21 protein-coding genes and 1 pseudogene are annotated in these 25,875 nt (G+C 75.1%); 11 read left to right on the forward strand and 11 right to left on the reverse strand.

Going from position 1 to position 25,875, the window contains the following annotated elements; translation table 11 throughout:
• Nucleotides 1–466: 466 nt before the first annotated feature.
• Nucleotides 467–706, reverse strand: coding sequence for a hypothetical protein (locus GVV04_RS23340; RefSeq protein ID WP_161690389.1), 240 nt, complete (start codon nt 704–706; stop codon nt 467–469).
• A 69-nt stretch (nt 707–775) separates the two neighbouring features.
• On the opposite strand from GVV04_RS23340, the gene GVV04_RS23345 reads away from it, so the two are divergent.
• Both GVV04_RS23345 and GVV04_RS23350 read left to right on the forward strand, forming a co-directional pair.
• Nucleotides 776–1,624, forward strand: a complete 849-nt coding sequence (locus GVV04_RS23345) for a helix-turn-helix domain-containing protein (RefSeq protein WP_161690391.1) — start codon at nt 776–778, stop codon at nt 1,622–1,624.
• Nucleotides 1,625–1,635: 11 nt separating this feature from the next.
• Nucleotides 1,636–2,133: a GNAT family N-acetyltransferase gene (locus GVV04_RS23350; RefSeq protein WP_161690393.1), complete on the forward strand. Its 498-nt coding sequence runs from the start codon at nt 1,636–1,638 to the stop codon at nt 2,131–2,133.
• Nucleotides 2,134–2,259: 126 nt separating this feature from the next.
• Here GVV04_RS23350 and GVV04_RS23355 read toward each other — a convergent pair whose 3' ends face one another.
• From GVV04_RS23355 to GVV04_RS23365, 3 genes are all read right to left on the reverse strand, one after another.
• Nucleotides 2,260–3,237, reverse strand: coding sequence for a carbohydrate kinase family protein (locus GVV04_RS23355; RefSeq protein ID WP_161690395.1), 978 nt, complete (start codon nt 3,235–3,237; stop codon nt 2,260–2,262).
• A 270-nt stretch (nt 3,238–3,507) separates the two neighbouring features.
• The gene (gene erpA, locus GVV04_RS23360; RefSeq protein WP_161690397.1) at nt 3,508–3,879 is read right to left on the reverse strand and encodes an iron-sulfur cluster insertion protein ErpA; all 372 of its coding nucleotides are present in this window, start codon (nt 3,877–3,879) and stop codon (nt 3,508–3,510) included.
• 162 nt (nt 3,880–4,041) lie between these two features.
• Nucleotides 4,042–5,202 carry a glycerate kinase family protein gene (locus tag GVV04_RS23365; protein WP_201753964.1) on the reverse strand — a complete coding sequence of 387 codons (1,161 nt, stop codon included), beginning with the start codon at nt 5,200–5,202 and terminating at the stop codon, nt 4,042–4,044.
• A 68-nt stretch (nt 5,203–5,270) separates the two neighbouring features.
• Here GVV04_RS23365 and nadA point away from each other — a divergent pair, with 68 nt between their 5' ends.
• The 3 genes from nadA (at nt 5,271) to GVV04_RS23380 (ending at nt 8,745) form a co-directional block, all read left to right on the forward strand.
• Nucleotides 5,271–6,467, forward strand: coding sequence for a quinolinate synthase NadA (gene nadA, locus GVV04_RS23370; protein ID WP_161690399.1), 1,197 nt, complete (start codon nt 5,271–5,273; stop codon nt 6,465–6,467).
• A gap of 175 nt (nt 6,468–6,642) precedes the next feature.
• Complete coding sequence (gene murA, locus GVV04_RS23375; protein WP_235966725.1) at nt 6,643–8,037, forward strand: UDP-N-acetylglucosamine 1-carboxyvinyltransferase; 1,395 nt, start codon at nt 6,643–6,645, stop codon at nt 8,035–8,037.
• A gap of 105 nt (nt 8,038–8,142) precedes the next feature.
• The gene (locus GVV04_RS23380; protein WP_161690605.1) at nt 8,143–8,745 is read left to right on the forward strand and encodes a DUF3043 domain-containing protein; all 603 of its coding nucleotides are present in this window, start codon (nt 8,143–8,145) and stop codon (nt 8,743–8,745) included.
• Nucleotides 8,746–8,860: 115 nt separating this feature from the next.
• On the opposite strand, the gene GVV04_RS23385 is transcribed toward GVV04_RS23380, so the two are convergent.
• From GVV04_RS23385 to GVV04_RS32310, 5 genes are all read right to left on the reverse strand, one after another.
• Complete coding sequence (locus tag GVV04_RS23385; protein ID WP_161690401.1) at nt 8,861–9,853, reverse strand: ABC transporter ATP-binding protein; 993 nt, start codon at nt 9,851–9,853, stop codon at nt 8,861–8,863.
• Nucleotides 9,850–10,707 carry an ABC transporter permease gene (locus tag GVV04_RS23390; protein ID WP_161690403.1) on the reverse strand — a complete coding sequence of 286 codons (858 nt, stop codon included), beginning with the start codon at nt 10,705–10,707 and terminating at the stop codon, nt 9,850–9,852. Before GVV04_RS23390 ends, GVV04_RS23385 begins: the two co-directional genes overlap by 4 nt.
• Complete coding sequence (locus GVV04_RS23395) at nt 10,700–11,551, reverse strand: ABC transporter permease (RefSeq protein ID WP_161690404.1); 852 nt, start codon at nt 11,549–11,551, stop codon at nt 10,700–10,702. The genes GVV04_RS23390 and GVV04_RS23395 overlap by 8 nt, the downstream gene beginning before the upstream one ends.
• Nucleotides 11,552–11,597: 46 nt before the next feature.
• Nucleotides 11,598–12,686: a hypothetical protein gene (locus GVV04_RS32305; RefSeq protein WP_201754071.1), complete on the reverse strand. Its 1,089-nt coding sequence runs from the start codon at nt 12,684–12,686 to the stop codon at nt 11,598–11,600.
• A 612-nt stretch (nt 12,687–13,298) separates the two neighbouring features.
• Nucleotides 13,299–13,979, reverse strand: coding sequence for a hypothetical protein (locus GVV04_RS32310; RefSeq protein WP_201754072.1), 681 nt, complete (start codon nt 13,977–13,979; stop codon nt 13,299–13,301).
• A gap of 1,497 nt (nt 13,980–15,476) precedes the next feature.
• Here GVV04_RS32310 and GVV04_RS34490 point away from each other — a divergent pair.
• Together GVV04_RS34490 and GVV04_RS23405 are read left to right on the forward strand one after the other, a co-directional pair.
• Entirely contained in the window at nt 15,477–17,111 is a 1,635-nt protein-coding gene (locus tag GVV04_RS34490) for a WG repeat-containing protein (RefSeq protein WP_161690607.1), read from the forward strand.
• Between the two features lie 71 nt (nt 17,112–17,182).
• The gene (locus tag GVV04_RS23405; protein WP_161690406.1) at nt 17,183–18,181 is read left to right on the forward strand and encodes an aldo/keto reductase family protein; all 999 of its coding nucleotides are present in this window, start codon (nt 17,183–17,185) and stop codon (nt 18,179–18,181) included.
• Nucleotides 18,182–18,223: 42 nt separating this feature from the next.
• Here the strand turns inward: GVV04_RS23405 and GVV04_RS23410 are convergent, their stop codons facing one another.
• Both GVV04_RS23410 and GVV04_RS23415 read right to left on the reverse strand, forming a co-directional pair.
• Entirely contained in the window at nt 18,224–19,024 is an 801-nt protein-coding gene (locus GVV04_RS23410; RefSeq protein WP_161690408.1) for a site-2 protease family protein, read from the reverse strand.
• Nucleotides 19,024–19,224 (reverse strand): hypothetical protein, encoded by a 201-nt coding sequence (locus GVV04_RS23415; protein ID WP_161690410.1) that lies wholly within the window; start codon nt 19,222–19,224, stop codon nt 19,024–19,026. The genes GVV04_RS23410 and GVV04_RS23415 overlap by 1 nt, the downstream gene beginning before the upstream one ends.
• Nucleotides 19,225–19,378: 154 nt before the next feature.
• Here GVV04_RS23415 and GVV04_RS23420 point away from each other — a divergent pair.
• From GVV04_RS23420 to GVV04_RS23435, 4 genes and pseudogenes are all read left to right on the forward strand, one after another.
• Nucleotides 19,379–20,197: pseudogene (locus GVV04_RS23420) on the forward strand (serine/threonine-protein kinase); the annotation flags it as partial.
• A 1,462-nt stretch (nt 20,198–21,659) separates the two neighbouring features.
• Entirely contained in the window at nt 21,660–23,672 is a 2,013-nt protein-coding gene (locus GVV04_RS23425) for a bifunctional adenosylcobinamide kinase/adenosylcobinamide-phosphate guanylyltransferase (RefSeq protein WP_161690412.1), read from the forward strand.
• Complete coding sequence (locus tag GVV04_RS23430) at nt 23,662–24,489, forward strand: adenosylcobinamide-GDP ribazoletransferase (protein WP_161690414.1); 828 nt, start codon at nt 23,662–23,664, stop codon at nt 24,487–24,489. Before GVV04_RS23425 ends, GVV04_RS23430 begins: the two co-directional genes overlap by 11 nt.
• 64 nt (nt 24,490–24,553) lie before the next feature.
• Nucleotides 24,554–25,846 (forward strand): DUF2314 domain-containing protein, encoded by a 1,293-nt coding sequence (locus tag GVV04_RS23435; protein WP_161690416.1) that lies wholly within the window; start codon nt 24,554–24,556, stop codon nt 25,844–25,846.
• Nucleotides 25,847–25,875 lie beyond the last annotated feature (29 nt).

The raw sequence follows: 25,875 nt of genomic DNA on the forward strand, positions 1-25,875 counted from the left end.
GTGCCACCTCGCCCCCTTTGCTCTGCTGCCGCCACCGCAACACCAGCATCTGCCTGCAACACCAGCACCGCCGTGCAACACCAGCACCAGCGTCGCGCGGTCGCTTCGGGTCGGGTGCCGGGCCGGGCACGAGAGGCGGCAGAATCGTCACGCTTCGCGAGCGTTGCGCCGGGGGCGGCAGAGCAAAGGGGCGCTGCGGGGTTGCCCGCGGGTCGGCGACGACGTCAGCGTCGGCGTTCCCGCCCCGCCCCCTGGGGTGGGGCTTCATGATCGTCTGCTGATTTTGGAGAATCCGCCCGGCGTGTCGTCTCACAAATCCGCAGACGATCATGCCACGGCAGGCAGCGGTGCACCCCGACGCCAACCGCGCACATCGTTGCCACCGAAGGGTGGGACTCCGACACAGGCCTAGCCGCCGCACCCCACTGAGCCGTCACACCCACGGAGCCGTCCCGCGACCCGCGCCTCACGCGCTCGGGACGTCGATCCAGATCAACCGGAGCTGACGACCGGCGCGGGCGAAGAGCCGCAGCGCGCTCTCGGCGTTCGGGAAGCGCCCGGTCGAGGCCCGCCCGTCGTCGCAGAGCAGCGCGCCGTCGGTGAACGCCATGCCCCAGGCGAAGACCCCGCCGTCGACCCGGTCGCCGTACTCCTCGCAGATCGCGAACCGCCGAGGCGCGAAATCAGTCACCAGATCGACGAGCATCCGCTGGAACTCCTCGGGCGTGCCAAGCAGCTCGGTCGTCGGGTCAGTCGGGTCCGTCGGGTAAGGCTGATGGCACCACGAACGGACCCTTCCGCGCTGCGCTGGCTGATCGGGGCGGAGCTGGGCCGCTATCGACGCGAGTCGCCGATGGCGCTGACCGAACTCGCGGCCAGCACCGGCATCGGCAAGCCGGAGCTCGGCCATATGGAGACCGGCCGCTACCAGCAGTTCCCCGAGGACATCGCGAACATCCTGCGGGCCTGCGGGGCCGACCAGCCCGCGATCGACCGGCTCACCCCGCTCGCCCCCGCTCGCCCCCCGCTCGCCCCCCGCTCGCCGCTGAGGCCACCCCGAACTGGTAGATCTTGGAAGCAAACGGCCCTTCCAGGGGCCGAAATCTTCCAAGATCTACCCGATCTCCGCTCAGGCGGGACGAGATGCCATGGGGTCGGGGGCGGGTCTGGTCTGGTCTGGCACATGGTGGTCGGTGCCAACTACCGCATGTTCGGGTTCCACGATCCGACGTGCGAGGAGTCGGAGAACCTCGCCACGGCGATCTCCGCCGCGAGCCGTGAGGTCGTCGGCTGGGCGGCGAACGCGGTGATGGTGCACGTGGTAACCGACCTCGTCGGCATCGACGTGCGGATCGAGGTCTTCCACGAGGCGCCGGCCCCCGACGATTCGGCTGATCTTCTGCGGGACGGGCAGATCGAGGTGCCCGGCGGGTTGATCAGTGTGCTGTATTCGGTCGACGACAAGTTCCAGCGCGGCGTGGACCTTCCGGCTGGCCCCGGCAGTACGGGGTGCGGGTGTGCGGCTACGGCCGCACTCGGGCACGGCAGCTATGGGAGAAAGGCGCGGAGCCGGGCGGGTGGCCGGCGAAGGCGGCGTCGGCGCGTCCCGGCAACGCGGTTGTAGCCTCGGCCCCTATGAGTTGGCTGCCCGACGACTTCGTCCACCCCGTCCACGTGCCCGTGCCCGACACCGCGCTTCACCTGCGGCCGATCCGGGAGGCGGACACCGCACTCGACTACCCCGCCGTCATGGGCTCTCGTGAGCGCCTGTGGGAGATCTTCGGCCCGGCCTGGGCCTGGCCCCGGGAGACGATGACCTACGAAGAGGACCGCATCGACCTGCTGCGGCACGAGGAGGAGATAGCCGCCCACCAGTCGTTCAACTACGCGCTGCTGGACGAGGAGGAGACGGCGATCCTCGGCTGCGTCTACATCGACCCGCCCGAGCGCACCGGCTCCGACGGCGAGGTCTCCTGGTGGGTGGTGGACGACCTTGTCGGCGGCGAGGTGGAGCGGGCGCTCGACGCGCTGGTGCCGCAGTGGATCGCCGCCGACTGGCCCTTCCAGCAGCCCCGCTACCTGGGCCGCGACATCACCTGGCAGGGCTGGCTGGCGTTGCCGCGCGCCTCGTGACAGCCCTGACCTTCTCTTGATCGTCTGCGGCTGAGCGGCAACTGTCCCGGCGTGTCGTGCCGCTCAGCCGCAGACGATCACCGCGTGCCCGCGCCGGGCAGCCCGGCACCCCGGGCGTTGACGGGCCTACGGCAGCAGGTGCGGCCGGACGTCCTCGGCGGCGACGTCGCCGTACGACTCGGCGAGTCGCTTGACGAACAGGTCGTGGCGCACCTCGTACTCCTGGGTGCCGACGGTCTCCAGCACCAGGGTGGCCAGCAGGGAGCCGACCTGGGCGGACCGCTCCAGACCAAGGCCCCAGGAGAGCGCGGCGAAGAAGCCGGCCCGGAAGCCGTCCCCGACGCCGGTGGGGTCGATCGCCTTGGTCTCCCGGGCGATCGGCACGTGGATGGTGTCGAAGTCCCGGCCGGCGATCTCCGCGCCGTTGCTGCCCAGCGTGGTCACCCGGACCTTCACCCGGTCCAGCAGCTGCGCGTCGGTGAGGCCGGCCTTGCTCTGTAGCAGCGACTTCTCGTACTCGTTGGTCATCAGGTAGTCGGCGCCGTCGATCAGGCCCACCACGTCGTCGCCGCCCATCCGGGCGAGCTGCTGGGACGGGTCGGCGACGAAGGCGTACCCGCGCTCGCGGCACTCGGCGGAGTGCCGCAGCATCGCGGCGGGGTCGTTGGCGCCGACCAGCACGAGGTCGAGCCCGCCGAGCCGCTTCGCGACCGGGGCCAGCTCGATGTTGCGTGCCTCACTCATCGCGCCCGCATAGAAGGATGCGATCTGGCACATGTCGGTGTCGGTGGTGCAGACGAACCGGGCGGTGTGCGCCACCTCGCTGACGTGCACCGAGTCGCAGTCGACGCCGTGCCGCTCCAGCCAGGAGCGGTAGTCGGCGAAGTCGGCGCCGACCGCGCCGAGCAGGATCGGGCTCAGGCCGAGCTGCCCCATGCCGAAGGCGATGTTGGCGGCCACCCCGCCCCGGCGCAGCACCAGGTCGTCCACGAGGAAGGACAGCGAGACCTTGTCGAGCTGGTCGGCGATGAGCTGGTCGGCGAACCGGCCGGGGAAGCTCATCAGGTGGTCGGTCGCGATCGAGCCGGTCACGGCGATCTTCATATCAACCCTCGTGGTCGGGAGCACGGCGCGGGTCAGCCTACCGGGCGGTCCGGCGTCGTGGCCCCGGGTCGGAGAGAGATCGTTCATGTTCTGCTCGACAGCGCGTCGCCGGCCGGCCGGCCGGCGTCCGCCGGGGAACGGATCTGCCCTGGTCTGCCCACCGCGACGTCACCCGTGGGCGGCTGCGGAGGGTGAGGCCGTCCGACAAAAAAGACAGCGGGGCCACCCCGGGTCGGGGGCGGCCCCGCCGCATCGGCCGAGGGGCGTCGATCAGCTGAACGAGTCGCCGCAGGCGCAGGAGCTACCCGCGTTCGGGTTGTCGATGGTGAAGCCCTGGGCGTCGATCCGGTCGGCGAAGTCGATCGTGGCACCCGACAGGTAGGGGGCGCTCATCCGGTCGACCACGACCTCGACGCCGTCGTAGTCGGTGACGACGTCACCGTCGAGCGAGCGCTCGTCGAAGAAGAGCTGATACCGAAGGCCGGAGCAGCCGCCCGGCTGCACCGCCACCCGGAGCCGCAGGTCGTCGCGGCCCTCCTGCTCGATCAGGGCCTTGACCTTCTGCGCCGCGACGTCGGTGAGGACGATGGAAGTAGGGGCCTCGGTCGACTCGGTCGACTCGGTCTGCGCTGGCGTGGTCACGTGGAAATCTCCCTGCGCGGTCTGGGTCTGGACGCACTGGCCAACGTCTCGCGTCGTCCAGTGATTCCCGATGTGGTCGCAGACCCGATGGTACGCCGCCCCGGCCCGGACCACCCGGCCGACGTGATCCGGGCCCGGATCAGGGGCGGGTCAGGCCCCGGCTCAGCGGCTCCATTGGCGGGCCAGGCGGGCGCCGAGCTGGCGCAGCCCCTCCGCCGGGCGGCTGAGCGCCGCGTCCAGCCCGCCGCGCTCCTCCCCGCCGAAGTGCTCCACCAGGCTGTACGCGTCGGTGACCCCGGCCGAGGCGGCCTCGCGCCGCCCGGTGCTCACCTGCCCCGCCAGCACCACACAGGGCACCCCCCGGTCCCGGGCTGCCCCGGCCACCCCGGCGACCACCTTGCCGCGCAGCGACTGGTGGTCGAAGGAGCCCTCCCCGGTGACCACCAGATCGACCGCGTCGAGCGCGGCGGACAGCCCGATGGCCTCGGTGACCAGGCCGATGCCGGACTCGCACCGGCCGCCGAGGGCCAGGATCGCCGCGCCGAGGCCGCCGGCCGCACCGCCGCCGGGCAGCGCGCCGAGGCCCGCCGGGCAGCCGGGCAGGTCCCGCTCCAGCACGTCGGCGAAGCGCTCCAGCGCAGCGTCGAGCAGCAGCACGTCGGAACGGGTCGCGCCCTTCTGCGGGCCGTAGACGCTGCTGGCACCGTGCAGCCCGAGCAGCGGGTTGTCCACGTCGGTGGCGGCGACCAGGGTGGCGCCGCGCAGCCGGGGCGCGCCGTCCAGCCCGGCGATCCCGGCCAGCGCCGCCCCGCCGTACGGCAGGGCCCGGCCGGTCTCGTCGAGCGCGGTGACGCCGAGCGCGGTGAGCAGGCCGGCCCCGCCGTCGTTGGTGCCCGAACCGCCGAGCCCGATCACCACCGTCCGGGCGCCGTGCTCCACAGCGGCGGTGACCAGCGCGCCGAGCCCGTACGAGGTGGTGTCCTTCGGGTCGCGCTCGGCGGCGGCGAGCAGGTGCAGGCCGCAGGCCTGGGCGCTCTCCAGGTACGCCGTGCCGTCGTCGGTGAGCAGGATCTCACCGTCGGTCGGCCGGCCGAGCGGATCGACGGTCGACACCGGCACCCGGCGCCCGCCGAGCGCCTCGGCGAGGACGGCGACGAAGCCGGGGCCGCCGTCGGCGAGGGGGCGAATGAGCAGGTCGTCCCCACCGGCCACTTCCCGCCAGCCCTCGGCCACCGCCGCGGCGACCTCCTGAGCCGGCAGCGTGCCAGCGAACTTGTCGGGACAGAGCAGCACGCGCATGCCGAGCAGTGTGGCAGGGCTCATCGCGCGAGGCAGTGCGGCGGCCCACACCGCTACGAGCCGCCTTCTCCCAACTGTGGAACCATGAGGGCGTGACTTTGACCTGGGCGGAACCCTCTGACACCGCGACGGCCCTGTTGCTGCTCGGCCGGGGCAGCGACCCGGCCACCGAGCGTGGCGTGGAATGTCCGGGCGACCTGCCGGCGCCAAGCGACCCCGACCTGGTGGCCCGAGCCGCGGCGGCGAAGGCGGCGCTGGGCGACAAGGTCTTCGTGCTGGGCCACCACTACCAGCGCGACGAGGTGATCCAGTTCGCCGACGTGACCGGCGACTCGTTCAAGCTGGCCCGGGAGGCGGCGGCCCGGCCGGACGCGGAGTACATCGTCTTCTGCGGCGTGCACTTCATGGCCGAGAGCGCCGACATCCTCACCACCGGCAGCCAGAAGGTGGTGCTGCCCGACCTGGCCGCCGGCTGCTCGATGGCGGACATGGCGGTGCTGTCCCAGGTCGAGACCGCCTGGGACGTGCTGACCGAGCTGGGCGTGGCGCAGGACACCGTTCCGGTGACGTACATGAACTCCTCGGCGGACATCAAGGGCTTCGTCGGCCGCAACGGCGGCGTGGTCTGCACCTCGTCCAACGCCAGGCGGGCGCTGGACTGGGCGTACGGGCAGGGTTCGAAGGTGCTGTTCCTGCCCGACCAGCACCTGGGCCGCAACACCGCCGTGCTGGAGATGGGCTTCTCGCTCGACGACTGCGTGCTCTACAACCCGCACAAGCCGAACGGCGGGCTCACCGCCGAGCAGCTCCGCGACGCGAAGATGATCCTGTGGCGCGGGCACTGCTCGGTGCACGGCCGGTTCACCCTGGACAGCGTCAACGACGTCCGCGAGCGGGTGCCGGGGGTGAACGTGCTGGTGCACCCGGAGTGCCGGCACGAGGTGGTCACCGCCGCCGACTTCGTGGGCTCGACGGAGTACATCATCAAGGCCGTCGAGGCCGCCCCGGCCGGCTCGGCGTGGGCGATCGGCACCGAGCTGAACCTCGTACGCCGGCTGGCGCTGGCCCATCCGGACAAGCAGATCATGTTCCTGGACAAGGCGGTCTGCTACTGCTCGACGATGAACCGGATCGACCTGCCGCACCTGGTGTGGGCGCTGGAGGAGCTGGTGGCCGGCCGGGTGGTGAACCAGATCACGGTGGACCCGGACACCGCGCATCACGCCAGGGTGGCGCTGGACCAGATGCTGGCCCTCCCCGCCGCCGACCCCGCAGCGCCGACAACCTGAACACCCTGCGTGACATTTTGGGTGCGTTTGCGCACGTGACACCCCGTTTCATGCCCTCGGGGGCGATGTGACCGCATCCACTCTGGTCACCGAGGGCTATGCTGCCGGGGCGACGACACGCGCGGATCCGTTTACCGCCGGCCGCATCGCGGGTACCACCGAAAACTCCCGCATCATGACAAACACTGCAGCACCCGACGCGCTGGAGGTTGCGTTGACCGACGACGTCCTGGTCGTACACGGAGGTACTCCGCTGGAAGGGCGGATCCGCGTGCGCGGCGCGAAGAACCTGGTTTCCAAGGCGATGGTCGCCGCCCTGCTGGGCGACAGCCCCAGCCGACTGTTCGACGTGCCGCGCATCCGCGACGTCGAGGTGGTCCGCGGGCTGCTCGGCCTGCACGGGGTCAAGGTCACCGACGGCGCGGAGACCGGTGAGCTGGTCTTCGACCCGGCCAACGTCGAGAGCGCCAGCACCGACCAGATCAACGTGCACGCCGGCTCCAGCCGCATCCCGATCCTGTTCTGCGGGCCGCTGCTGCACCGGCTCGGCCACGCGTTCATCCCGGACCTGGGCGGCTGCCACATCGGGCCGCGCCCGATCGACTTCCACCTCCAGGCACTGCGCGAGTTCGGCGCCACGGTCGACAAGACCCCGGAGGGGCTGCACCTGTCCGCCCCGAACGGGCTGCACGGCACCAAGTTCGCCCTGCCGTACCCGAGCGTCGGCGCGACCGAGCAGGTGCTGCTCACCGCCGTGATGGCCGAGGGCGTCACGGAGCTGCGCAACGCCGCGGTCGAGCCGGAGATCATCGACCTGATCTGCATCCTGCAGAAGATGGGCGCGATCATCAAGGTCCACACCGACCGGGTGATCGAGATCCAGGGCGTGCCGAAGCTGCACGGCTACACCCACCGGCCGATCCCGGACCGGATCGAGGCGGCGAGCTGGGCGGCGGCGGCGCTGGCCACCCGCGGCCACGTCGAGGTGCTCGGCGCGCAGCAGGCCGACATGATGACCTTCCTGAACATCTTCCGTTCGGTCGGCGGCGAGTACGAGGTGACCGACTCCCGGCCGCCGAAGCTGGGCGACCCGGGCCAGGAGGGCGGCATCCGGTTCTGGCACCCGGGCGGCGAGCTGAACGCCGTGGCGCTGGAGACCGACGTGCACCCCGGCTTCATGACCGACTGGCAGCAGCCCCTCGTCGTGGCGCTGACCCAGGCCCGGGGCCTGTCGATCGTCCACGAGACGGTGTACGAGCAGCGGCTCGGCTACACCGAGGCGCTGAACACGATGGGCGCCAACATCCAGGTCTACCGCGACTGCCTCGGCGGCACCCCGTGCCGGTTCGGCCGGCGCAACTTCAAGCACTCCGCGGTGATCGCCGGCCCGAGCAAGCTGCACGCGGCCGACCTGGTCATCCCGGACCTGCGCGCCGGGTTCAGCCACCTGATCGCCGCGCTCGCCGCCGAGGGCACCTCCCGGGTGTACGGCGTCGACCTGATCAACCGGGGCTACGAGGACTTCGAGGCCAAGCTGGCCGACCTGGGCGCCCACGTCGAGCGGCCGTAATCGGGCTCGCTGCCGGGTTCGACCGTAACCTCGCTCACTCTCGTTCCGCGCCCGGTGCACCGCGATGTGCACCGGGCGCGGACGCTTGGCTACCCTTTCCTGGTGCTGTCGCCGTTTCGCCGCAAGTCCTCCGCCCCCGTCGACGAGTCCGTCACCTCGGTGACGCCCGACGAGGCGTCCGCGTCCGTTCGCCGGAGCTACACCCCGAGCAAGAAGGAACTGGGGCGGGAGACGCCGAAGCGGCCCGTCGCCGGCCGCCGGCCGGCCGGCCCGACCAAGCCGCTGAGCAAGGATGAGGCCCGGGAGCGGCGGCGGCGGTTGCGCGCCGAGTCGTCGGCCGAGTTCCGCCGCGAGGGCGGCCCCCGCGACCGCGGCCCGGCGAAGCTGCTGGCCCGTAACGTGGTCGACTCCCGCCGCACGGTGGGCACCTGGTTCTTCGGCGGGGCGCTGATCGTGCTGCTCGGCTCGAACCAGGCGATGCCGCCGATCGTCCGGCTGATCTCGAACATCCTCTGGGGCGTGCTCGCCCTCGGCGTGGTGATCGACTCGATCCTGATCAGCCGCAAGATCAAGAAGCTGGTCCAGGAGCGCCTCCCGACCAGCGGCGAGCGGATGGGCTCGCTCTACCTGTACGCGATCATGCGGTCGATCACCTTCCGCCGGATGCGCGCACCGGAGCCCCGGGTCAAGGTCGGCGACCCGGTCTGACCCGCGCCCGCCCCGGTCTGAACTGCGGCTGCGCCGGTCTGGCCTGCGCCGGTCTGGCCCGCGCCTGCGCCTGCGCCTGCGCCCGCGCCTGCGTCTGCGTCTGCCGGGGCGGCTGTCACGGTGCCGCCCCGGAGGCGTCGACGAGGGGCCCCTCCCCCCGGCCGTAGAGCCGGGCGACGACCTCCTCGATGTCCGGCTCGACGATCGAGATGTCGCGCAGGGTGGCCAGCCCGGCCAGGGCGGCCACCACCTCGGCGGCGCCCGTCGACTCCAACGCGAAGACCAGCCGGTGCCCGTCGGCCTCCACGCCACGCAGCGGGGCGCCGGGCAGCTCCGGCGGCTCCGGCAGGGCCGCGTCCAGGTCGGCGACGACGAGACGACGCGAGCCGTACCGGTCGTGCAGGGCGGCGATCGTGCCGTCGTGCACCACCCGGCCGTGGTCGATCACCACGAGCCGCCGGCACAGCCGCTCGATGTCGGCCAGGTCGTGGGTGGTGAGCACCAGGGTGGTGTCGCCGACCCGGCCCAGCTCGCCCAGGAAGCCCCGGACGGCCTGCTTGCTCACCACGTCCAGCCCGATGGTCGGCTCGTCGAGGAAGAGCACCTCCGGGCCGTGCAGCAGGGCGGCGGTCAGCTCGCCGCGCATCCGCTGGCCGAGGGAGAGCTGCCGGACCGGGGTGTCCAGGAAGCCGTCCAGGTCGAGCAGGTCGCGGCAGCGGCGCAGCCGGGCGGCGTGTGCGTCGGCCGGCACCCGGTAGACGTGCCGGAGCAGGTCGAACGAGTCCCGCAGCGGCAGGTCCCACCAGAGCTGGGAACGCTGGCCGAAGACCACCCCGATGCGCAACGCCAGCCGGGTGCGCTCGGGCACCGGGCGCAGGCCGCAGACGCGTACCTCGCCGGAGGTGGGGGTGAGCACGCCGGTGAGCATCTTCAGGGTGGTGGACTTGCCGGCGCCGTTCGGGCCGATGTAGCCGAGCATCTCGCCCCGCTCGACGAGCAGGTCGACCCCGTCGACCGCGGCGACGGTGCGCTTGACGCGGCGCAGCCGCCCCGCCTTCACCCGGACCGTGAACTCCTTGCGCAGGTACCGTGCCTCGATGACGCTCATGACCCCGTACTCCGGTAGTGGCGGACCCCGACGCGCCAGGCGGTGGCGGCGAGCGCGGCGGCGACCAGCGCGACCGCCGGAGCGGCCCAGCCGGCCCAGGCCGGCAGGCCGAGCGGGTCGGCGCGGCCGAGCAGCGCCAGCGCCGGCTGATAGCTGACGAAGGCGAACCCCATCCCGTACGCGAAGGCCGCGCGGAACCAGCCGTCGAAGACCGTGACCGGGTACGAGGTGAAGTCCTTGCCGCCGTAGGTGATCGAGTTGGCCAGCTCCCCCGACTCGGTCCAGTAGAACGAGACGGTGGCGGTGGCCACGAAGACCGAGCCGAAGAAGACCACCCCGGCCAGCGGGGCGATGAGCACCAGCGCCACCCGGCCCGGGGTCCAGTCGATCCCCGCCGAGCCGACCGCCACCACCAGCACGGCCAGCCCGAAGACCGCCCGGGACAGCTTGCGCAGCGGCAGGTCCATCAGCAGGAGCTGGGGCAGCGCGCCGAGCGGCCGGAGCAGCACGGCGTCGAACAGGCCGGTGCGCACGTACCGGGGCAGCCGCTCGACGTTGCCGACCAGCAGGTCGGCGATGGCGAACGCGCAGGCGGACAGGCCCACCATCAGCAGCGTCTCGCGGAAGGTGAACCCGCCCAGCTCCCGGGTCACCCCGAAGATCACCAGCACGGTGATCACGTCGAGGACGGTGGCCCCGACGTTGCCGACCAGGTCCACCACGAACGACGTCCGGTACGCGGCCTGGGACCGGGCCTGCGCCCCGAGCAGCGCCCAGTACGCGGCCAGCCGGCCGGACGGCGGCCGGGGACGCCCCGGTGGCCGCTGCCGGGGCAGCACGCCCCGCTCAGCCACCCTGCACCACCAGCCGTCGCTCGGCTCGGCGCTGCACCAGCCGGCACAGCGCGAGGGCCGCCACCGTCCAGCCGGCCTGCACCGCGACCAGCCCGACCTGGGTGGCCGTCGAATCCCGCTCGACCAGCACGTCGAGCGGGATCTGCAACAGGCTCGGGAACGGGGTGCCGAACTGCAACGCCAGGTACAGCGCGTCGGGCAGGAAGGGCAGCGGGAAGTAGAGCCCGGCGAACGCGCCCGAGGCGAGGGTCCAGAGGATCTGCGGCCCCCGGACGTCCTCAAGCCAGTAGGCGGTGGCGTTGACCAGGTACCGGCAGCCGAAGCTGAGCACCACCGCGAGCAGCACGGAGGCCACGAACAGCGGCACGGTCTGCCAGCGGGCGGGCAGGTGGACGTCGAAGAAGAGCGGGCCCACCAGCACCGGCGGCAGCAGCCGGGACACGCCGGCCCAGCCCGCCCGGCCCAGGTCGGTGGCGAGGTAACTGGTCACCGGGTGCACCGGCCGCAGCAGGTCGCTGGCCACCTCTCCGGTGCGGATCCGGTCGGCCAGGTCGGTCCAGCCCCAGAACAGGATCACCGCCAACAGGCCCTGCCCGGCCCAGACGAAGGTGGCGAGCTGCGCCCGGTCGTACCCGGCGACGCTGCCGGCCGCGCCCGCCACGGCGAGCAGGAGGTAGCAGCGCAGGAACCCGAAGACGGTGTTGGTGACGGCTCCGGCCACCGCCGCCTGGCGGTACGTGGCGTATCGTCGGAATCCCGATCCCGCTATCGCCCCGAATGTCCGAAACCATAGGATAACGTTTGACGCGGTGGGCGGTGCCACAGTGGCGGTGACAGAGCCCACGCCGTTACCCTCCTTCCGCAGCCACGCCATGCCGGACCGGACGACTTTACCGGCGGGCGGGGCGCCCAGCGCGACAATTTCCAACGCGAGGTGACATCGCCGTGAGCGAGCGACGCGAGCCGGGCGCCGGGGCTCGCCACGCGAGCGGCGACGAGGCCTTGCGATGAGCGGCGACTTCTACGACCGCTGGCGGGACCCGGCCGAACCGTCCTGGGTCTTCGAGCCGACCTCGGAGTGGCAGCCGCAGTTCCCGGGGCAGCGCTACCCCGGCGACATCGGGCTGCGACACCTGCCGCACCTGCCGCCCCAGCACCGTGGCCGGGCCGCCGTCGTCGGCCGGGCCGAGGCGCGGCCGGTCAGCCCCGCCCCCGACCCCGGACCGGCGAGCCCCGCGCCGGGCGGGCGCGACGGGGCGTACCCCTTGGAGGTCCCCGCCCCGGGCGGCCACGCCCGGCGCAGCTGGGACGACCGCCGCGCGGGCCCGGCCGAGCCGCGCCGGCCCGACGCGCGCCCGGCCTGGGCCGGCCCGGCCCGGGACCACGCCACCCCCGTCGACGACCGCACTGCCGGGTACGACACCCGGCCGCCGGCGCGCGAGGAACGGCCCCCGACGCACGGCGACCAGCAGCGGCAGGGCGGGGACGACCGCCGCCCCGCCCCGACCGACCGCCACCCCACCCCGACCGACCGCCGTCCCGGCCCCACCGACCGCCACCCTGGACCGGCCGACCGCCGTCCCGGCCCCACCGACCGCCACCCTGGACCGACCGACCACGACGGGCACGACCGCCGGGGCCGCGACGAGCGGGATCCCGACCGGCACGGCCGCGACGAGCGCGAACAGGCGTGGCGCCCGCGCGGCGCCGGGGCCGCAGAACACCACGAGCGCGGGTACGGCCTGCGGGGCGAGGACCGCCGGCCCGAGGCGACGGACCACGACCGGTACGGCCACCAGGGCCGCGACGACAGCAGGTGGCGCCGCGACCAGCATCCGGCGGACCGGGGACCGGTCGAGGCGTACCCGCTGCGGCCCGATCCGGACCGGCCCCCGCGCCACGAGCCGCGCCGGCCCGAGTGGACGGTGGATCGCGACCCGGCGGCCGGCTGGCACGGTGACCGGTACGACCAGCGGCACCCCGCCGACCCCGGCCGGCGGACTCCCCCACCCGGGGCGGCGGCGCCGGTGTCCCCCGCACACCGGCCGGAGCCGGGGTGGTTGCCCGAGCCGGAGGAGCGCCCGCACCGCCCCCACGACCGGACGACCGGCGACCGAAGCGGTTCCGAGCGGCCCGGACCCGACCGTCCCGGCTGGCCGGACCGTCACCGGCCCACCCTGGACCGCGACGACCGCCCGAGCCAGGACCGCGACGGCCGGACCAGCCTCGACCGCGACGACCGGACGGCTTCGGACCGCGACGACCGGACGGCTTCGGACCGCGACAGCCGGACGGCCCCGGACCGCGACAGCCGGACGGCCCCGCCCGGAACCGGCCCCGCGCGGCCCGCGCGGCCCGTGGACGGGCCGGTGCCCGTGGACGGGCCGCGGAATGCCGGGCGGCCCGGCGTCGGCCAGCCGGACGCCGGCCGACCCGCTGCCGGGACGCCGCACCGCCCCGTCGATCGGGACGGGCAACCTCACCGGGACGCCAGCCGGGAGGCCGCCTCGTGGGCGGAGCCGTACCGCCACCCGACCGGTCGGCCGTCGCCGGCCCGCGACGGTGGTCTGCCCTGGCCGGAGCCCGGTCACCTACGGCCGGACCTCGGCCGGATGCCCGGCCCGGATCGGGGACCCACGCGCCCCGGCGACGCTCCTCGCCCCGACGCCAGCCCGACCGGCCCGGCCCGCCCCGAGGCGCGGCCGGTCGACGGCACACGGCCGGTCGAACGCGCGGGACAGGTCGAACGCGCGGGACAGGTCGACGGCACACGACAGGACCCCTGGTTCGCGGACGCCGCCCGGGGCGACCTGCACCGCCCGGACGGACCGGCCGAAGGCCGGCCCGACGCGCGGTCCACCACCGACCGGTACGGACGCCCCGCACCGGTCGACCGGGACACCCCGCCGGCCCGCGAGAACCGGCCCGTTCCGCCCACCCGCGACGAACGGCCCGCCCCTGCGCCCCGCGACGAACGGCCCGCCCCGCCGCCTCGCGACGAACGGGGCACGCAGCCGCTCCGCGACGACCGGCGGTTCGCCGGGCACCCGACCGAAGCCCCGGTCCGGCCCGTACCCGACGCCGACCAGCCGGCCGCACGCCGGCCCGGGCCGGATCCGGTCCACCCGGTCCACCCGGACCGACCGGCCGAGCGCCCGACCACCGAGCAGCGGCCCAGCGACGCTCCCCGGCTCGGCCCACCGCCGCACCGGCCGGCCGCACCGCACCGGCCACCGGTCGAGCCTGCCGCCGGCGCATCGCAGGACGAGCACCGCACCCCGCCCACGACCGACGCGCCCGTCTCGGCCGTCCCGGTCTCCGGTGTTCCGGTCTCCGGTGTTCCGGGCCGGCCGGTCTCGGGCCCGCCGGAGCCGGACCGGGTGGTGGCGGGTCCGCCCGTGGCCGGACAGCCTGTTCCGGAGCGGCCCGTCTCGGGTCCTCCGACCTCTGGGCCGCCGCTGGCCGGGCCGTCGGCTCCCGGCACGCTCGGTCCCGAATGGCCGGCACGAGGCATGCCGGTTGCCGGTGCCCCCGTATCCGGCCCGCCGGTATCCGGTCCACCCGCGCCGCCCGTCCCCGCGCAGCCGGTGGCACCGGTTTCCCCGCCGCCCGCCACCCAGGCGGCCACGGGCCCGACGTCCGTCGTGCCGGCATCCGGGCCGCCCGCGCCACCGGCATCCGGGCCACCCAGCCTGCCTGCGCCACCGGTACGGCCCGTCTCCGGGCCGCCCGGGGGCGCGGCGTCCCCTGGTCCGGTCGAGCCGGTCTCCGGGCCGCCAGCGCCCCGGCTTCGACTGGAGTTCCTGCCGGCCCCCGAGCCGGTCCAGCGCACATCCGCACCCGCACAGCAGGACGAACCACTGGTGGGATCCGCCCCGCGCGCCGACCCGCCGCCAGCAGCGGACGCGGCGAACGCAACGGACACGCCAGACGCGATGGACGCGGCGGCCGGCGAATCCGTGCCGGTGGATGTTGCCGGGTCAGTGCCGCCCACCCCGGCAGATCACCTCCCGGCCGCCCGGGCACCCGCCGACCCCAGCCCGGCACCCGGGGCCGCAGAGCCGGATGCCGGTGCCGGGACGCCGGACGCGGCCGAGTTGCCGTCGCCCCGGCGAACCGAGGACGTCAGCCCCGCCGAGCGTGCGGAAGCACGGCCGGTCCCGCGCCAGCCGGAGCCCGCCGAGGAGTCGATCGTCCCGCTGCCTGCGGTCCCGGAGCCGCTGCCTGCGGTCCAGGTCACCCCTGGGCCGCTGATCGAGCCGGATTCGGGCACAGCCGATCCACGGCCCGCCGAGCCGGACGCCAGCCCGACGGGCGTCGACGGGTCGGACAACGCCGGCGTGGACAGCGACGGTCTCGGCGAAACCGACGGGCCGCGTGTCGGGGCCATTGAGGAGACGCCGCCGACGCGGCAGGAGGTCGGGCAGCCCGGCAGACAGCGCGTTGACGAGCTGTCGTCGGCTGTGACCGTCCCCGCGCCGCAGGACACCGTGACCACGGCCGACTCCCCCACGGCGCGGCCCGTACCGCCGCCGGACCGCCCCGACGCCCCGGTGTCGACCGGTCCTCCACGCGCTCCCGCGCCCGCACCGGACCACTCGGACGCCTGGTTCCGACCGAGCAATCCCGCGCCGCCGGCCCCCGAGCCGTCGACCCCGGACGCGGCCCGCCCGCCGGCCGCGACGGCCACCTCGGGAACCTCGTCCGTCGCGGTGCCGGCGGAGGAGGGACCGGCTTCCGCGCCGGGGGGCGGGGCTGCGGCGGCACCGGTGTCGGCACCCCCGACGCCGGAGCAGCCGACGCGTCCCGTCTCCGCGCCACCGGCACAACCCGTCTCGGGGCCACCCGCACAACCCGTCTCGGGGCCACCGGCGCGGCCGGTCTCGGGACCACCGGCACAACCCGTCTCGGGGCCACCGGCGCGGCCGGTCTCCGGGCTGCCGGCGTACCCCGTGTCAGGGGTGCCGGCGTACCCCGTCTCCGGGCCGCCCGGGCGGCCGGTGTCGCCCGCCGGGCCAGGGTCCGTCCCCGGGGTGGAGGCGCGGCCCGGGCAGGACCGGCGGGGCGCCGCCCCGGCCGACGGGGCGGCCGGGGCCGCTGACCCGGAGCAGACGCTCGCGGCGTTGCGGTGGCGCCTGCACCCGGAGACCCTGCGGGAGGAGACCGACGCCCCGGAGCGGTTGCGTGCGGTGCGGGACGGGCTCACCGCCAAGCTGGCCGTCGCCCTGGACAACCGGTCCCGGGCCCGGCTGCTCAGCCTGCGGGCCGTCGCGTCCCGGATCCTCGGCGACCTGGACGACGCGCTCGACGACGCCCGGCTCGCCCTGACGTACGCCGAGAGCACCGGCGAGTTTCGGCGGACCGCGCTGGCGCGGGCTCGGCTGGCCCACGTGCTGCGCTGGCGGGGCGAGTTCGCCGAGGCCGACCGGCTGTTCGCCGAGGCCAACTCGACCGAGCTGCCCGACCGGCTGCGCGCGGCCCTGCACGAGCACGCCGGGCGGTGCAGCTACGACCAGGGCCGGCTGATCGAGGCGTGTCACCACTTCGAGCGGGCGCTGGACCTGCACCGGGCGGCCGACGCCGAGCTGACCGGCCGGACCCGGGTGGCCCTCGACGCGGTCGCCGAGCGGGCTGGCCGGGACGGCTTCGGCCCGTATCCGCGCGGTCGGGACGAGATCCTGCACACCGGCCGGCCGCCGGTGCCCACGTACGACGAGGACCTGGACCGGTGGGGGTACGCCGACGCCGACGGCAACCTGATCGTCGGCACCGACTACGCCGAGGTGCAGCCGTTCCGGGAGGGGATGGCCTGGGTACGCCGCCCGGAGGGGGCCCGCTGGGCGCTGATCGACGAGGCCGGGCGCACCCTGATCCAGGCGAACAACGGCTACCGCGCGGCCGGATCGTTCTCCGACGGCCTGGCCTGGGTGTCGATGGACGGCACCGGCGACTGGATGGCGATCACCCCGTCCAACACGGTGGTGATCCCGCCGGGCTTCGACGACGTACGACCGTTCCGGCGCGGCGTGGCGGCGGTCCGGGTCGACGGCGGCTGGGGAGCCGTCGACCGGGACGGCGCGATGGTCGTGCCGACCCGGTACCACGGCCTCACCACGGCGCTCGCCGACGGACGCTACGTCGACGGCTTCACCGACGAGGGCCTGGCCGTGGTGGAGCTGAACGGCCGACGCGGGGTGGTGGACCGCACCGGCCGGATGGTCGTGGCGCCGACGCACCCCGCACTGGTCGTGCACCCGGTCGCGTTCCTGGTCGGCGACGGCGCCGGCCGCTGGGGCGCGCTCGACCGGCGGGGCGAGCCGTTGCTCGACCCGGTGCACCCGAGCCGGGACCAGGTGATCGAGCAGATCGACCGGCTCCTGGCCGATACCAGCCCGCTGCTGTGACCCGTGCCGGTGCGCCAGTGCGCCGGCCCGCCGGCAGGTGACCCTGATCCCGACCGGGCTAGGGTCGGAGCATGAAATTCCGACACCTGGGCCGCTCGGGCCTGATGGTCAGCGAGATCTCGTACGGCAACTGGATCACCCACGGCTCGCAGGTCGAGGAGGACGCGGCGACCGCCTGCGTCCGGGCCGCGCTGGAGACGGGCATCACCACCTTCGACACCGCCGACGTGTACGCCGGCACGAAGGCCGAGGCGGTGCTCGGGCGGGCCCTCAAGGGCGAGCGCCGCGAGGGTCTGGAGATCTTCACCAAGGTCTACTGGCCGACCGGCCCGGGCCGCAACGACCGCGGCCTGTCCCGCAAGCACATCATGGAGTCGATCAACGGCTCGCTGCGCCGGTTGCAGACCGACTACGTGGACCTCTACCAGGCCCACCGGTACGACCACAGCACGCCGCTGGAGGAGACGATGGAGGCCTTCGCCGACGTCGTGCACTCCGGCAAGGCGCACTACATCGGCGTCTCCGAGTGGCGGGCGTCGGAGATCCGCGAGGCCCACCGGCTCGCCCGCGAGCTGCGCATCCCGCTGGTCTCCAACCAGCCGCAGTACTCGATCCTGTGGCGGGTCATCGAGACCGAGGTCGTCCCGACCAGCGAGGAGCTGGGCCTCGGGCAGATCGTCTGGTCGCCGATGGCCCAGGGCGCGCTCTCCGGCAAGTACCTGCCGGGCCAGCCGCCGCCGGCCGGCTCCCGCGCCACCGACGAGAAGTCCGGGGCGAGCTTCATCGCCAAGTTCCTCACCGACGACGTGCTGACCCGGGTGCAGCAGCTCAAGCCGCTGGCCGAGCAGGCCGGGCTGACCATGCCGCAGCTCGCCATCGCCTGGGTGCTGCAGAACCCGAACGTCTCCTCGGCGATCATCGGCGCGTCCCGCCCGGAGCAGGTGCGCGACAACGTCAAGGCGGCCGGCGTGAAGCTGGACGAGGCCCTGCTGAAGGCGATCGACGACATCTTCGACCCGATCGTCGAGCGTGACCCGGCGAAGACCCAGTCCCCGCCCCAACGGCCGTGACCCTCGGGTCCGGCCGGCGCGAATGTGCCGGCCGGACCCGGATCAGCCGCGCCAGAAGCGGATCAGCTCCAGGCCGGCGGCGTAGAGCCACGGGGGCAGGCCGAGCAGGTCCGCCACGGCGAAGACCGCGTCGAAGAACCAGCCGCCGATGCGCGGGTTCCACAGCAGCGCGAAGAGCAGGATGAACCCGTACGGGGCGAACAGGTCGTACATCCGCCGCCACTGGGGGTTCAGCCACGGCTGGATCATGTTGCCGCCGTCCAGGCCGGGCACCGGCAGCAGGTTCAGCACGCTGGCGGTGAGCTGGAGGAACGCCAGCAGCGCCAGCCCGGCCCAGAACTCCACCGGCCCATCACCGCCGAACCCGATCCGCAGCACGGCCACCAGCATCAGGGTGAACAGCACGTTGGTGGCCGGGCCGGCGAGGCTGACCAGGGTGTGCCGCAGCCGCCCCGGGATGGCGTGCCGGTCCACCCACACCGCGCCGCCGGGCAGGCCGATCCCGCCGAGCAGCACCACCACCACCGGCAGCACGATCGACAGCAGGGGGTGGGTGTACTTGAACGGGTTGAGCGTCAGGTAACCCCGGTGCGCGACGCTGCGGTCCCCGGCCCGGTAGGCGACCACGGCGTGGGCGTACTCGTGCAGGCAGAGCGACACCAGCCAACCCGAGACGACGAGCAGGAACACGTCGAACCGGACGTTGCCGATCCGGTTCCAGGTCAGCACGGCGCTGGTCACGAACAGCGCGACCAACGCCAGGAACACCGGGCTGGGCCGGAACGCCGCCCGGGGTACGCCGAGCACGAGCGGCTCGCCGCCGCCCGGACGGTCCGACACCATCACTCGGCCGGGGGCTGCAGACTCATCCGGTAGTCCACCCGGTCGTCCTCGACGAGCGCGACCGAGGTGACGCCGGACGCCGCGAGCTCCCGCCAGGCCTGACCGATCCACGACTCGGCGTCCGCCTGGCTCCCGAACGTCTCCGTCGACCCCTCGGTCGACTCGCCGCTCGCGCCCTCGTACCGCCAGCTCCACGCCATGCCGCGTCTCCCCTCGCCGCTGAAGTCCCCTGTGACGAACCCCGCAAGCGTAGTCGGCCGCGGCCCCGGACGGCCCGACGCTCCGCCCGGGGACCGTGACTGGCCTCGGCGGGCGGTGGGTGACCGTGGTCGGCGCCGCCGGTACGGTGACGCGGTGTTGACTCAAGGGGTGGTGCTCAACGGCCGGTACCGGCTCGACGAGCGCGTCGCGACCGGGGGCATGGGGGCCGTCTGGCGGGGCACCGACACGCTGCTCGACCGCGAGGTGGCGGTCAAGGTGTTGCTGCCGTCGCTGGGCGACGATCCGGAGTTCACCACCCGGTTCCAGGCCGAGGCCCGGATGATGGCCGCGCTGAGGCACCCGGGCATCGTCGCCGTGCACGACGTCGGGCAGGCCGTCCTCGACGACGGCAGCCGGGTGAGCTACCTGGTGATGGAGTACGTCGACGGCGAGTCGCTGGTGGTCTGGCTGCGCCGCGCCGGGCGGCTGGATGCGGCGTCGACCATGTCGGTGGTGGCGCAGGCGGCGGGGGCGCTGCACGCCGCGCACACCGGCGGGATCGTGCACCGCGACGTCAAGCCGGGGAACCTGCTGGTCAAGCGGGACGGCACGGTGGTGCTGGTCGACTTCGGCATCGCCCGGTCCCGGAGCACGGCCGGCATCACCGCCGCGCACATGGTGCTCGGCACCGCGTCGTACATGTCTCCGGAGCAGGCCACCGGGCAGCCGGTGTCGGCGTCCTCCGACATCTACGCCCTCGGCGCGGTCGCGTACTACTGCCTGGCCGGCAGGCCGCCGTTCGACGGCGAGAACCCGTTGCAGGTGGCGCTGCGGCAGGCCCAGGACGAGCCGGAGCCGCTGCCGCCGGACACCCCGGCAGCGGTGGTCGAGCTGGTCGCCCGGGCGGTGGCGAAACGCCCGGCCGACCGGTACGCCAGCGCGGCGGAGCTGGCCGCCGCGGCGGAACAGGCCCGAGAGGCGACCCTGACCCGTTTCCCGGTCTCGGCCCGCCCGCCCTGGGCGGTCCCCGCCCCGGCTCATCCCGTCCCGGCACAGGCACAGGCACAGGATCAGGCACTGGCGCCGCCTGTTCCCGGCCCAGCCCAGCCTGCTCCCATTCCCGCCCAGGCCCCAGCCCAGGCCCCAGCCCGGGCTGTTTCCGGGCCGGCCTGGACAACGGGAGAAGCCGGCGCGGCCCGTTCGGGGAAGGAACCCGGCCCGGCCCGCCCAGTGGAAGGACCCGGCGCGGCCGATCCGGTGGCGGCACCCAGGCCCGGGCATCCGGTGCCGTGGTCCGTCGGGCCGGCCCGGCAGCCCGACAACCCCGCCGTCCGGCCCGGCACGCCGACCCCGCCGCCCTTCCCGCCGGCCCCGCCGACCCCACAGTCCGGCACGCCGACCCCGTCGACCCGCCCGCCGGCCCCGCCGCCCGGTGGTGGGCCGGTCCCGTGGCCAGCCTGGTCGCCGGCCCGGCCCGCGAGCCCGGAAGCCCGGCCCGTCGACGGGGCTCCGCCGCCGGGCGGCCCGAGCCCGTACCCGGCTGGTTCCGCCCCCATGCCCGGCGGGCCCAGCCGGGCGGAAGCCGACCCGGCACCCACCCGCGAGGATCCGGCCGGGCGGCCGCGCCGGAACCGGCGGCTCGCCCTGGCCGGGGTCGCCGGCGCGGTGGTCGCGGTGCTGGCCGCCGTGGTCGCCGTGACGACGCTGTGGCCGGACGGGGACCCGGTGCGACCCGAGCAGCGGACGGCTCTGACCGTCGGCTCGGCGTCCGCCACGCCCGCGCCGGACGGCACCGGGTCGGCACGCCCGGCGCGGCCCGGCGCGACCGGTGCCGCCGACCCGACCACGCCGTCCGGGTCCGCCCGCCCCAGCGCCTCCGCCCGGCCGACCCGCTCGGCCGGCGACGGGGCCACGGCCCGCCCCTCCGGCGCCGCGAGCGCCACCACCGCGCCGACCACGGCCGCCCCGCCGAAGCCGAACCCGTACACCGCGGCGCAGGCCTGCGGCAGCGGGTACCAGGTGATCGACACGGCCACCCTCACCGGCTCGGACAGGGTCCGGCGGGGCCGGGTGTTCCTGCTCTACCAGGCGTCGACCGGCCGGAACTGCGTGGTGACGCTCAAGGACACCGCCGTCGGCGTCAAGTCGGCCGTGTCGGCGTACCTGGAGGTGAAGGGGAAGGCCCGCAGCACCGACAGCGGCTCCTTCGCGTACTACGCCGGGCCCGTCCGGGCGGACGCGGACCGGACCTGCGTGCGGTGGGGCGGCGCGGTCGGCGGGGTCGGCTACGGCAGCCCCTTCGAGCACTGCGGGTGAGCCGGGCGTCGACGCCAGGGGATCGGCCGGCGCCGGGGCCGGGGCGGCAGCGCCGGGATGGCGGTCGACGATACGGGCCGGCGGGCGGCGCGGCGTCCGACGGCTTTAAGGTACGGGCATGTCCGTTGACGGGTGGAACACGGTCCTGGTGCTCGGCGGTATCCGCTCCGGCAAGTCCGAGTTCGCGGAGTCGCTGGTAGCCGACGCGCCCACGGTGCGCTATGTGGCGACGTCGGCGCCCGGCGACCCGGAGGACGCCGAGTGGACGGCTCGCCTGGAGGCGCACCGGAGCCGTCGCCCGGGGAGCTGGACCACCGAGGAGACCGCAGTCGACCCGCGCCGGCTGGCCGATGTCGTCTCCTCGGCCGGGCCGAACGACACGCTGCTCGTCGACGACCTCGGCGGCTGGGTGACGGTGCTGCTCGACCCGGCCCACCAGCCGGCGGACGACACGGCGACCATCGCCGAGCTGGCCACGGCGCTCCGCGACTGCCCGGCACGGGTGGTGCTGGTCAGCCCCGAGGTGGGGCTGTCGCTGGTGCCGACCACCCCGCTGGGCCGGGCGTTCACCGATGCCCTCGGGGCGGCCAACCGGGCGGTCGCCGACGCCTGCGACGCGGTGGTCCTGGTGGTCGCCGGCCAGGCGTGCTGGTTGAAGCCCTCCGCCGTCCCGCGCGCCACCACCGCCACCGTCCCGGCACAGGCCGGCCAGGGTGCCCAGGCCGCGCCGGTGACGGGGACCGCGGACGCGTCCGCGCGTTCGGAACCGGCCGCCGCGCGGCCCGACGACGGCGAGCGGGGGGCCGCTCTGCCGGACGTGCTCGCCCCGACCGCCCCGCCGGAACCGGCCGGCGTGCCGTGGTCGGCGCCCACCATGGCGCTGCCGGTGGTCGCCACGGGGCTGGTCATCCAGGCCGGCATGGAACTGCCCATGCCCGACGAGTACTCCGGGCCGCAGGCGACGGAGCGGCTCGCCACCCTGGACGTGCCCGGCGCCGGGCTGGGCGTGCTGGAACGGGTGGTCGGCTTCGCCGCCGCCACCCAGGGCACCGCCACCCCGGCGCCCTGGGGCACCGTGCGGGTGCTGCTGCTGCACGGCGACCATGCCGGGGGCGCCGCCGCCGGCTCCGTGCCCGGCGAGTCGGCCCGGCGGGCCGCGCAGGCCCGCGCCGGCCAGGGCGTGCTGGCCCGGCTGGCCGCCGAGAGCGGCGCCGGCCTCCAGGTGGTGGACGCGCCGACCGCCGAGCCGATGGAGGGCGTTGCGGCGCTGGACCACGAAACGGTGGAGAAGGCCCTGCGGCACGGCTGGCGGCTGGCCGAGGAGGCCGCCGACGCGGGCGTACAGCTACTGGTGTTGGCGTCCTGCGGGGCCGGGGCCGACGCCGCAGCGGCGGCGGTGCTCGCGGCGACCGCCGGCGCGGAGCCGCCGGCCGTGCTCGGCCGGGTGGTGACGGCGAGCGGCGAGATCGACGACGCGGCCTGGATGCGGCGCTGCGCGGCGGTCCGGGACGCGATGCACCGGACCCGGCGCTCCCCCCGCAACGCCAAGGACGTGCTGGCCGAGCTGGGCGGCGGGGACATCGCGGTGGCCACCGGCGTGCTGCTCGGCGCGACCGCCCGCCGGATCCCGGTGCTGCTGGACGGCCCGGTCGGCCTGGCCGCCGGCATGGTCAGCCGGGACCTGGCCGGGCAGGCCCGACACTGGTGCCTGCTCGCCGACTGCGGTGGCCACCCGGCGGTCCGGCTCGCCGCCGACGTGCTGGGGCTGACCCCGCTGCTGGACCTGCGCCTCGACCTGGGCGAGGGCGCCAACGCGCTGGCCGCGCTGCCGCTGCTGCGCTCGGTGCTGTCGCTGGCCGCCGCGCTGCCCACCCGCCCGGAGCCCACCCACCCCGGCCCCGGCGGCGACGAGCCCGGCCGCGAGGGCGACGGCGGGCAGGGCCCGGGCGACGGGGAGCCCGACTTCCGCGAGCCGGAGCCGGCCGGCCCCGGACCGACCACCCCCAGCCCGGCCGCCCCCAGCCCGAGCGAACCCGGACCGGCCACCACCGGCTCCGCCATCACCGGCTCCGCCACCACCGGACCGGACCAGCCGGCCCAGCCGGACCCGGCCGGCTGGCGTGCCGGCTGAACCCGACGACCGGGCCGGGCACGCCGGGCCGGCCGGGCACGCCGGGCACACCGGGCGAGGGCTCGCCGACGGCGTCCGGCTCGCGCTCACCACGTTCACCGTCCTGCCGGTACGCCCCGGCCGGGTCGACCGGGCCACGGCGGGCGCCGCGATGGCGCTGGCCCCGGCGGTCGGCGCGCTCCTCGGGACGGTGCTGGCCGGGACTCTGCTGCTCCTCGCCGCCGCCGCCGCACCGCTGGTCGCGGCGGGGGTGACGGTCGCGGTGGGCGCCCTGCTCACCCGGGGGCTGCACCTGGACGGGCTGGCCGACACCGTGGACGCCCTCGGGTCGTACCGGCGCGGGGCGGCGGCGCTGGAGATCATGAAGAAGCCGGACGTCGGCCCGTTCGGGGTGGCCGCGCTGGTGGTCGTACTGCTGGTGCAGGCGGCGGCACTCGCGGAGCTGGCGGGCCGGTCGTGGCCGGCGGCACTCGCGGCGGTGGTGACGGCGACGGCGGCCGGCCGGCTCGGGGTCACCCTGGCCTGCCGGCGCGGGGTGCCGGCGGCCCGGCCGGACGGGCTGGGCGCGCTGGTCGCCGGCACCGTCGGCCCGGTCGCGGCGGCGCTCGGCACGGCCGCCGTCGCGGTCGTCGCGGTAGCCGCCGTGCCGGGCCGCCCATGGCAGGGGCCGCTCGTCGTGCTCGCCGCCGTCGCCGTCGCGGTCGCGCTGCTGCGCCACGTGGTACGCCGCCTCGGCGGGATCACCGGCGACGTGCTCGGTGCTGTCGTGGAGCTCGTCACCACGCTGGTCTACCTCGGTCTGGTGCTGACCCGCTGATCCGGGCCCTCCGGGCCGGGTAGCGTTCGGGCGACAGGCCGGCACGGGGAAACGGGAGACCCACATGCTCATCACCGACGACTTCATGCCCGTCCCGGTCCCCGAGTCACTCAGCGCCACCTACCTGGTGCCGATGGCGGGGCTGCCGAGGGTCAGCGCGAAGACCGCCGTGCGGGCGCTGGCCGGCCGGCTCGCCGAGCCGGTGTACGGGCTGGCCGCCCAGATGCTGGACAGCCCGCTGATGAGCGTGGACACCCGGCCGATCGCCGAGTTCCCCGCGCTGCCGCCGGACCTGCTCACCGCGTTCGGGGCGACCGGGGAGCAGCTCGACCGGCTCGCCGCGGCCACCCACCTGGTGGTGGTGCAGGCGGAGTACCGGCCGGGCTGGCCGCCCGCGCACGAGTGGGCGGCCCGGGCGGTGGCCGCCGCGGTCGCCGAGAGCGTCGGCGGCGACGTGGTGGACGTCTTCGGGCTCCAGTTCCTCGACCCGGCGGCGGCGCTGCGTTCGCTGCCCGACGACCAGGGCCGGATCCGGCTGGTCGACTGGGTGCTGGTGCCGTACTCCTCGGACGCCGACGGGCTGTGGTTCACCACCAAGGGGCTGCGCCGGTTCGGGCTGCTGGAGTTGCAGACCCAGGGGGTGCCCGACCATCTCACCCGGGCCTGGGGCGCGGTGATGACCGGGGCGGCCCGGCGGCTGCTGCGGGACTGGACCGACGGGCTGGCCGGCGAGGACGTGCCGGCGTTCGTGCAGCTTCCGGTGCTCGCCACGATCACCGGGCACGACATCGCGGTGGCGTACGGCAATCCGGAGCAGCACGGGGCGACCGCGCCGGTGCTGCTCCGGCTGGAGCTGGACCCGGCCACGGACCCGGAGGCCGACTCGTTCCTGAGCCTGCGCCCGCCGACGGGGCACCCGGGGCCGGCGGGAAGATACTTCGCGGCGGCCTGCGCCACCCTGTTCGACGGCATCCAGCCGGACGTGCGCTACGCCCGCCGGGGCGACGCGATGAGCGCGGCGATCGCCACCGCCCGGGCCGGCCTGGACGACATCCGGGCCCGGTTCCTGGCCGACGGGCTGCCCGGCGAGTCACAGCTCGTGGTCAAGTACGGCCTGCCGGCCGACGAGGGCCCCGAGTACGTCTGGGCGGCGGTGACCTCGTGGGAGTCCCCGGAGCGGATCGTCGGGGCCAGCGTCACCGACGCCGACACCGACCCCACGGTCCGCATCGGCTCCCCCGTGACGATCGAGGCGACGGACGTGGTCGACTGGGCGATCCTCGACGGCACCGGCGTGACGGAGGGCGGCTGGACCCAGGCGGTCCTGGACACCGACGACCGCCCCGCCCTCCCCTGAGCAACGGCGCCCGGGCGGGGCCGGGCGAG

Source organism: Micromonospora rubida (assembly GCF_009908295.1).
Taxonomy (GTDB): domain Bacteria; phylum Actinomycetota; class Actinomycetes; order Mycobacteriales; family Micromonosporaceae; genus Micromonospora; species Micromonospora rubida.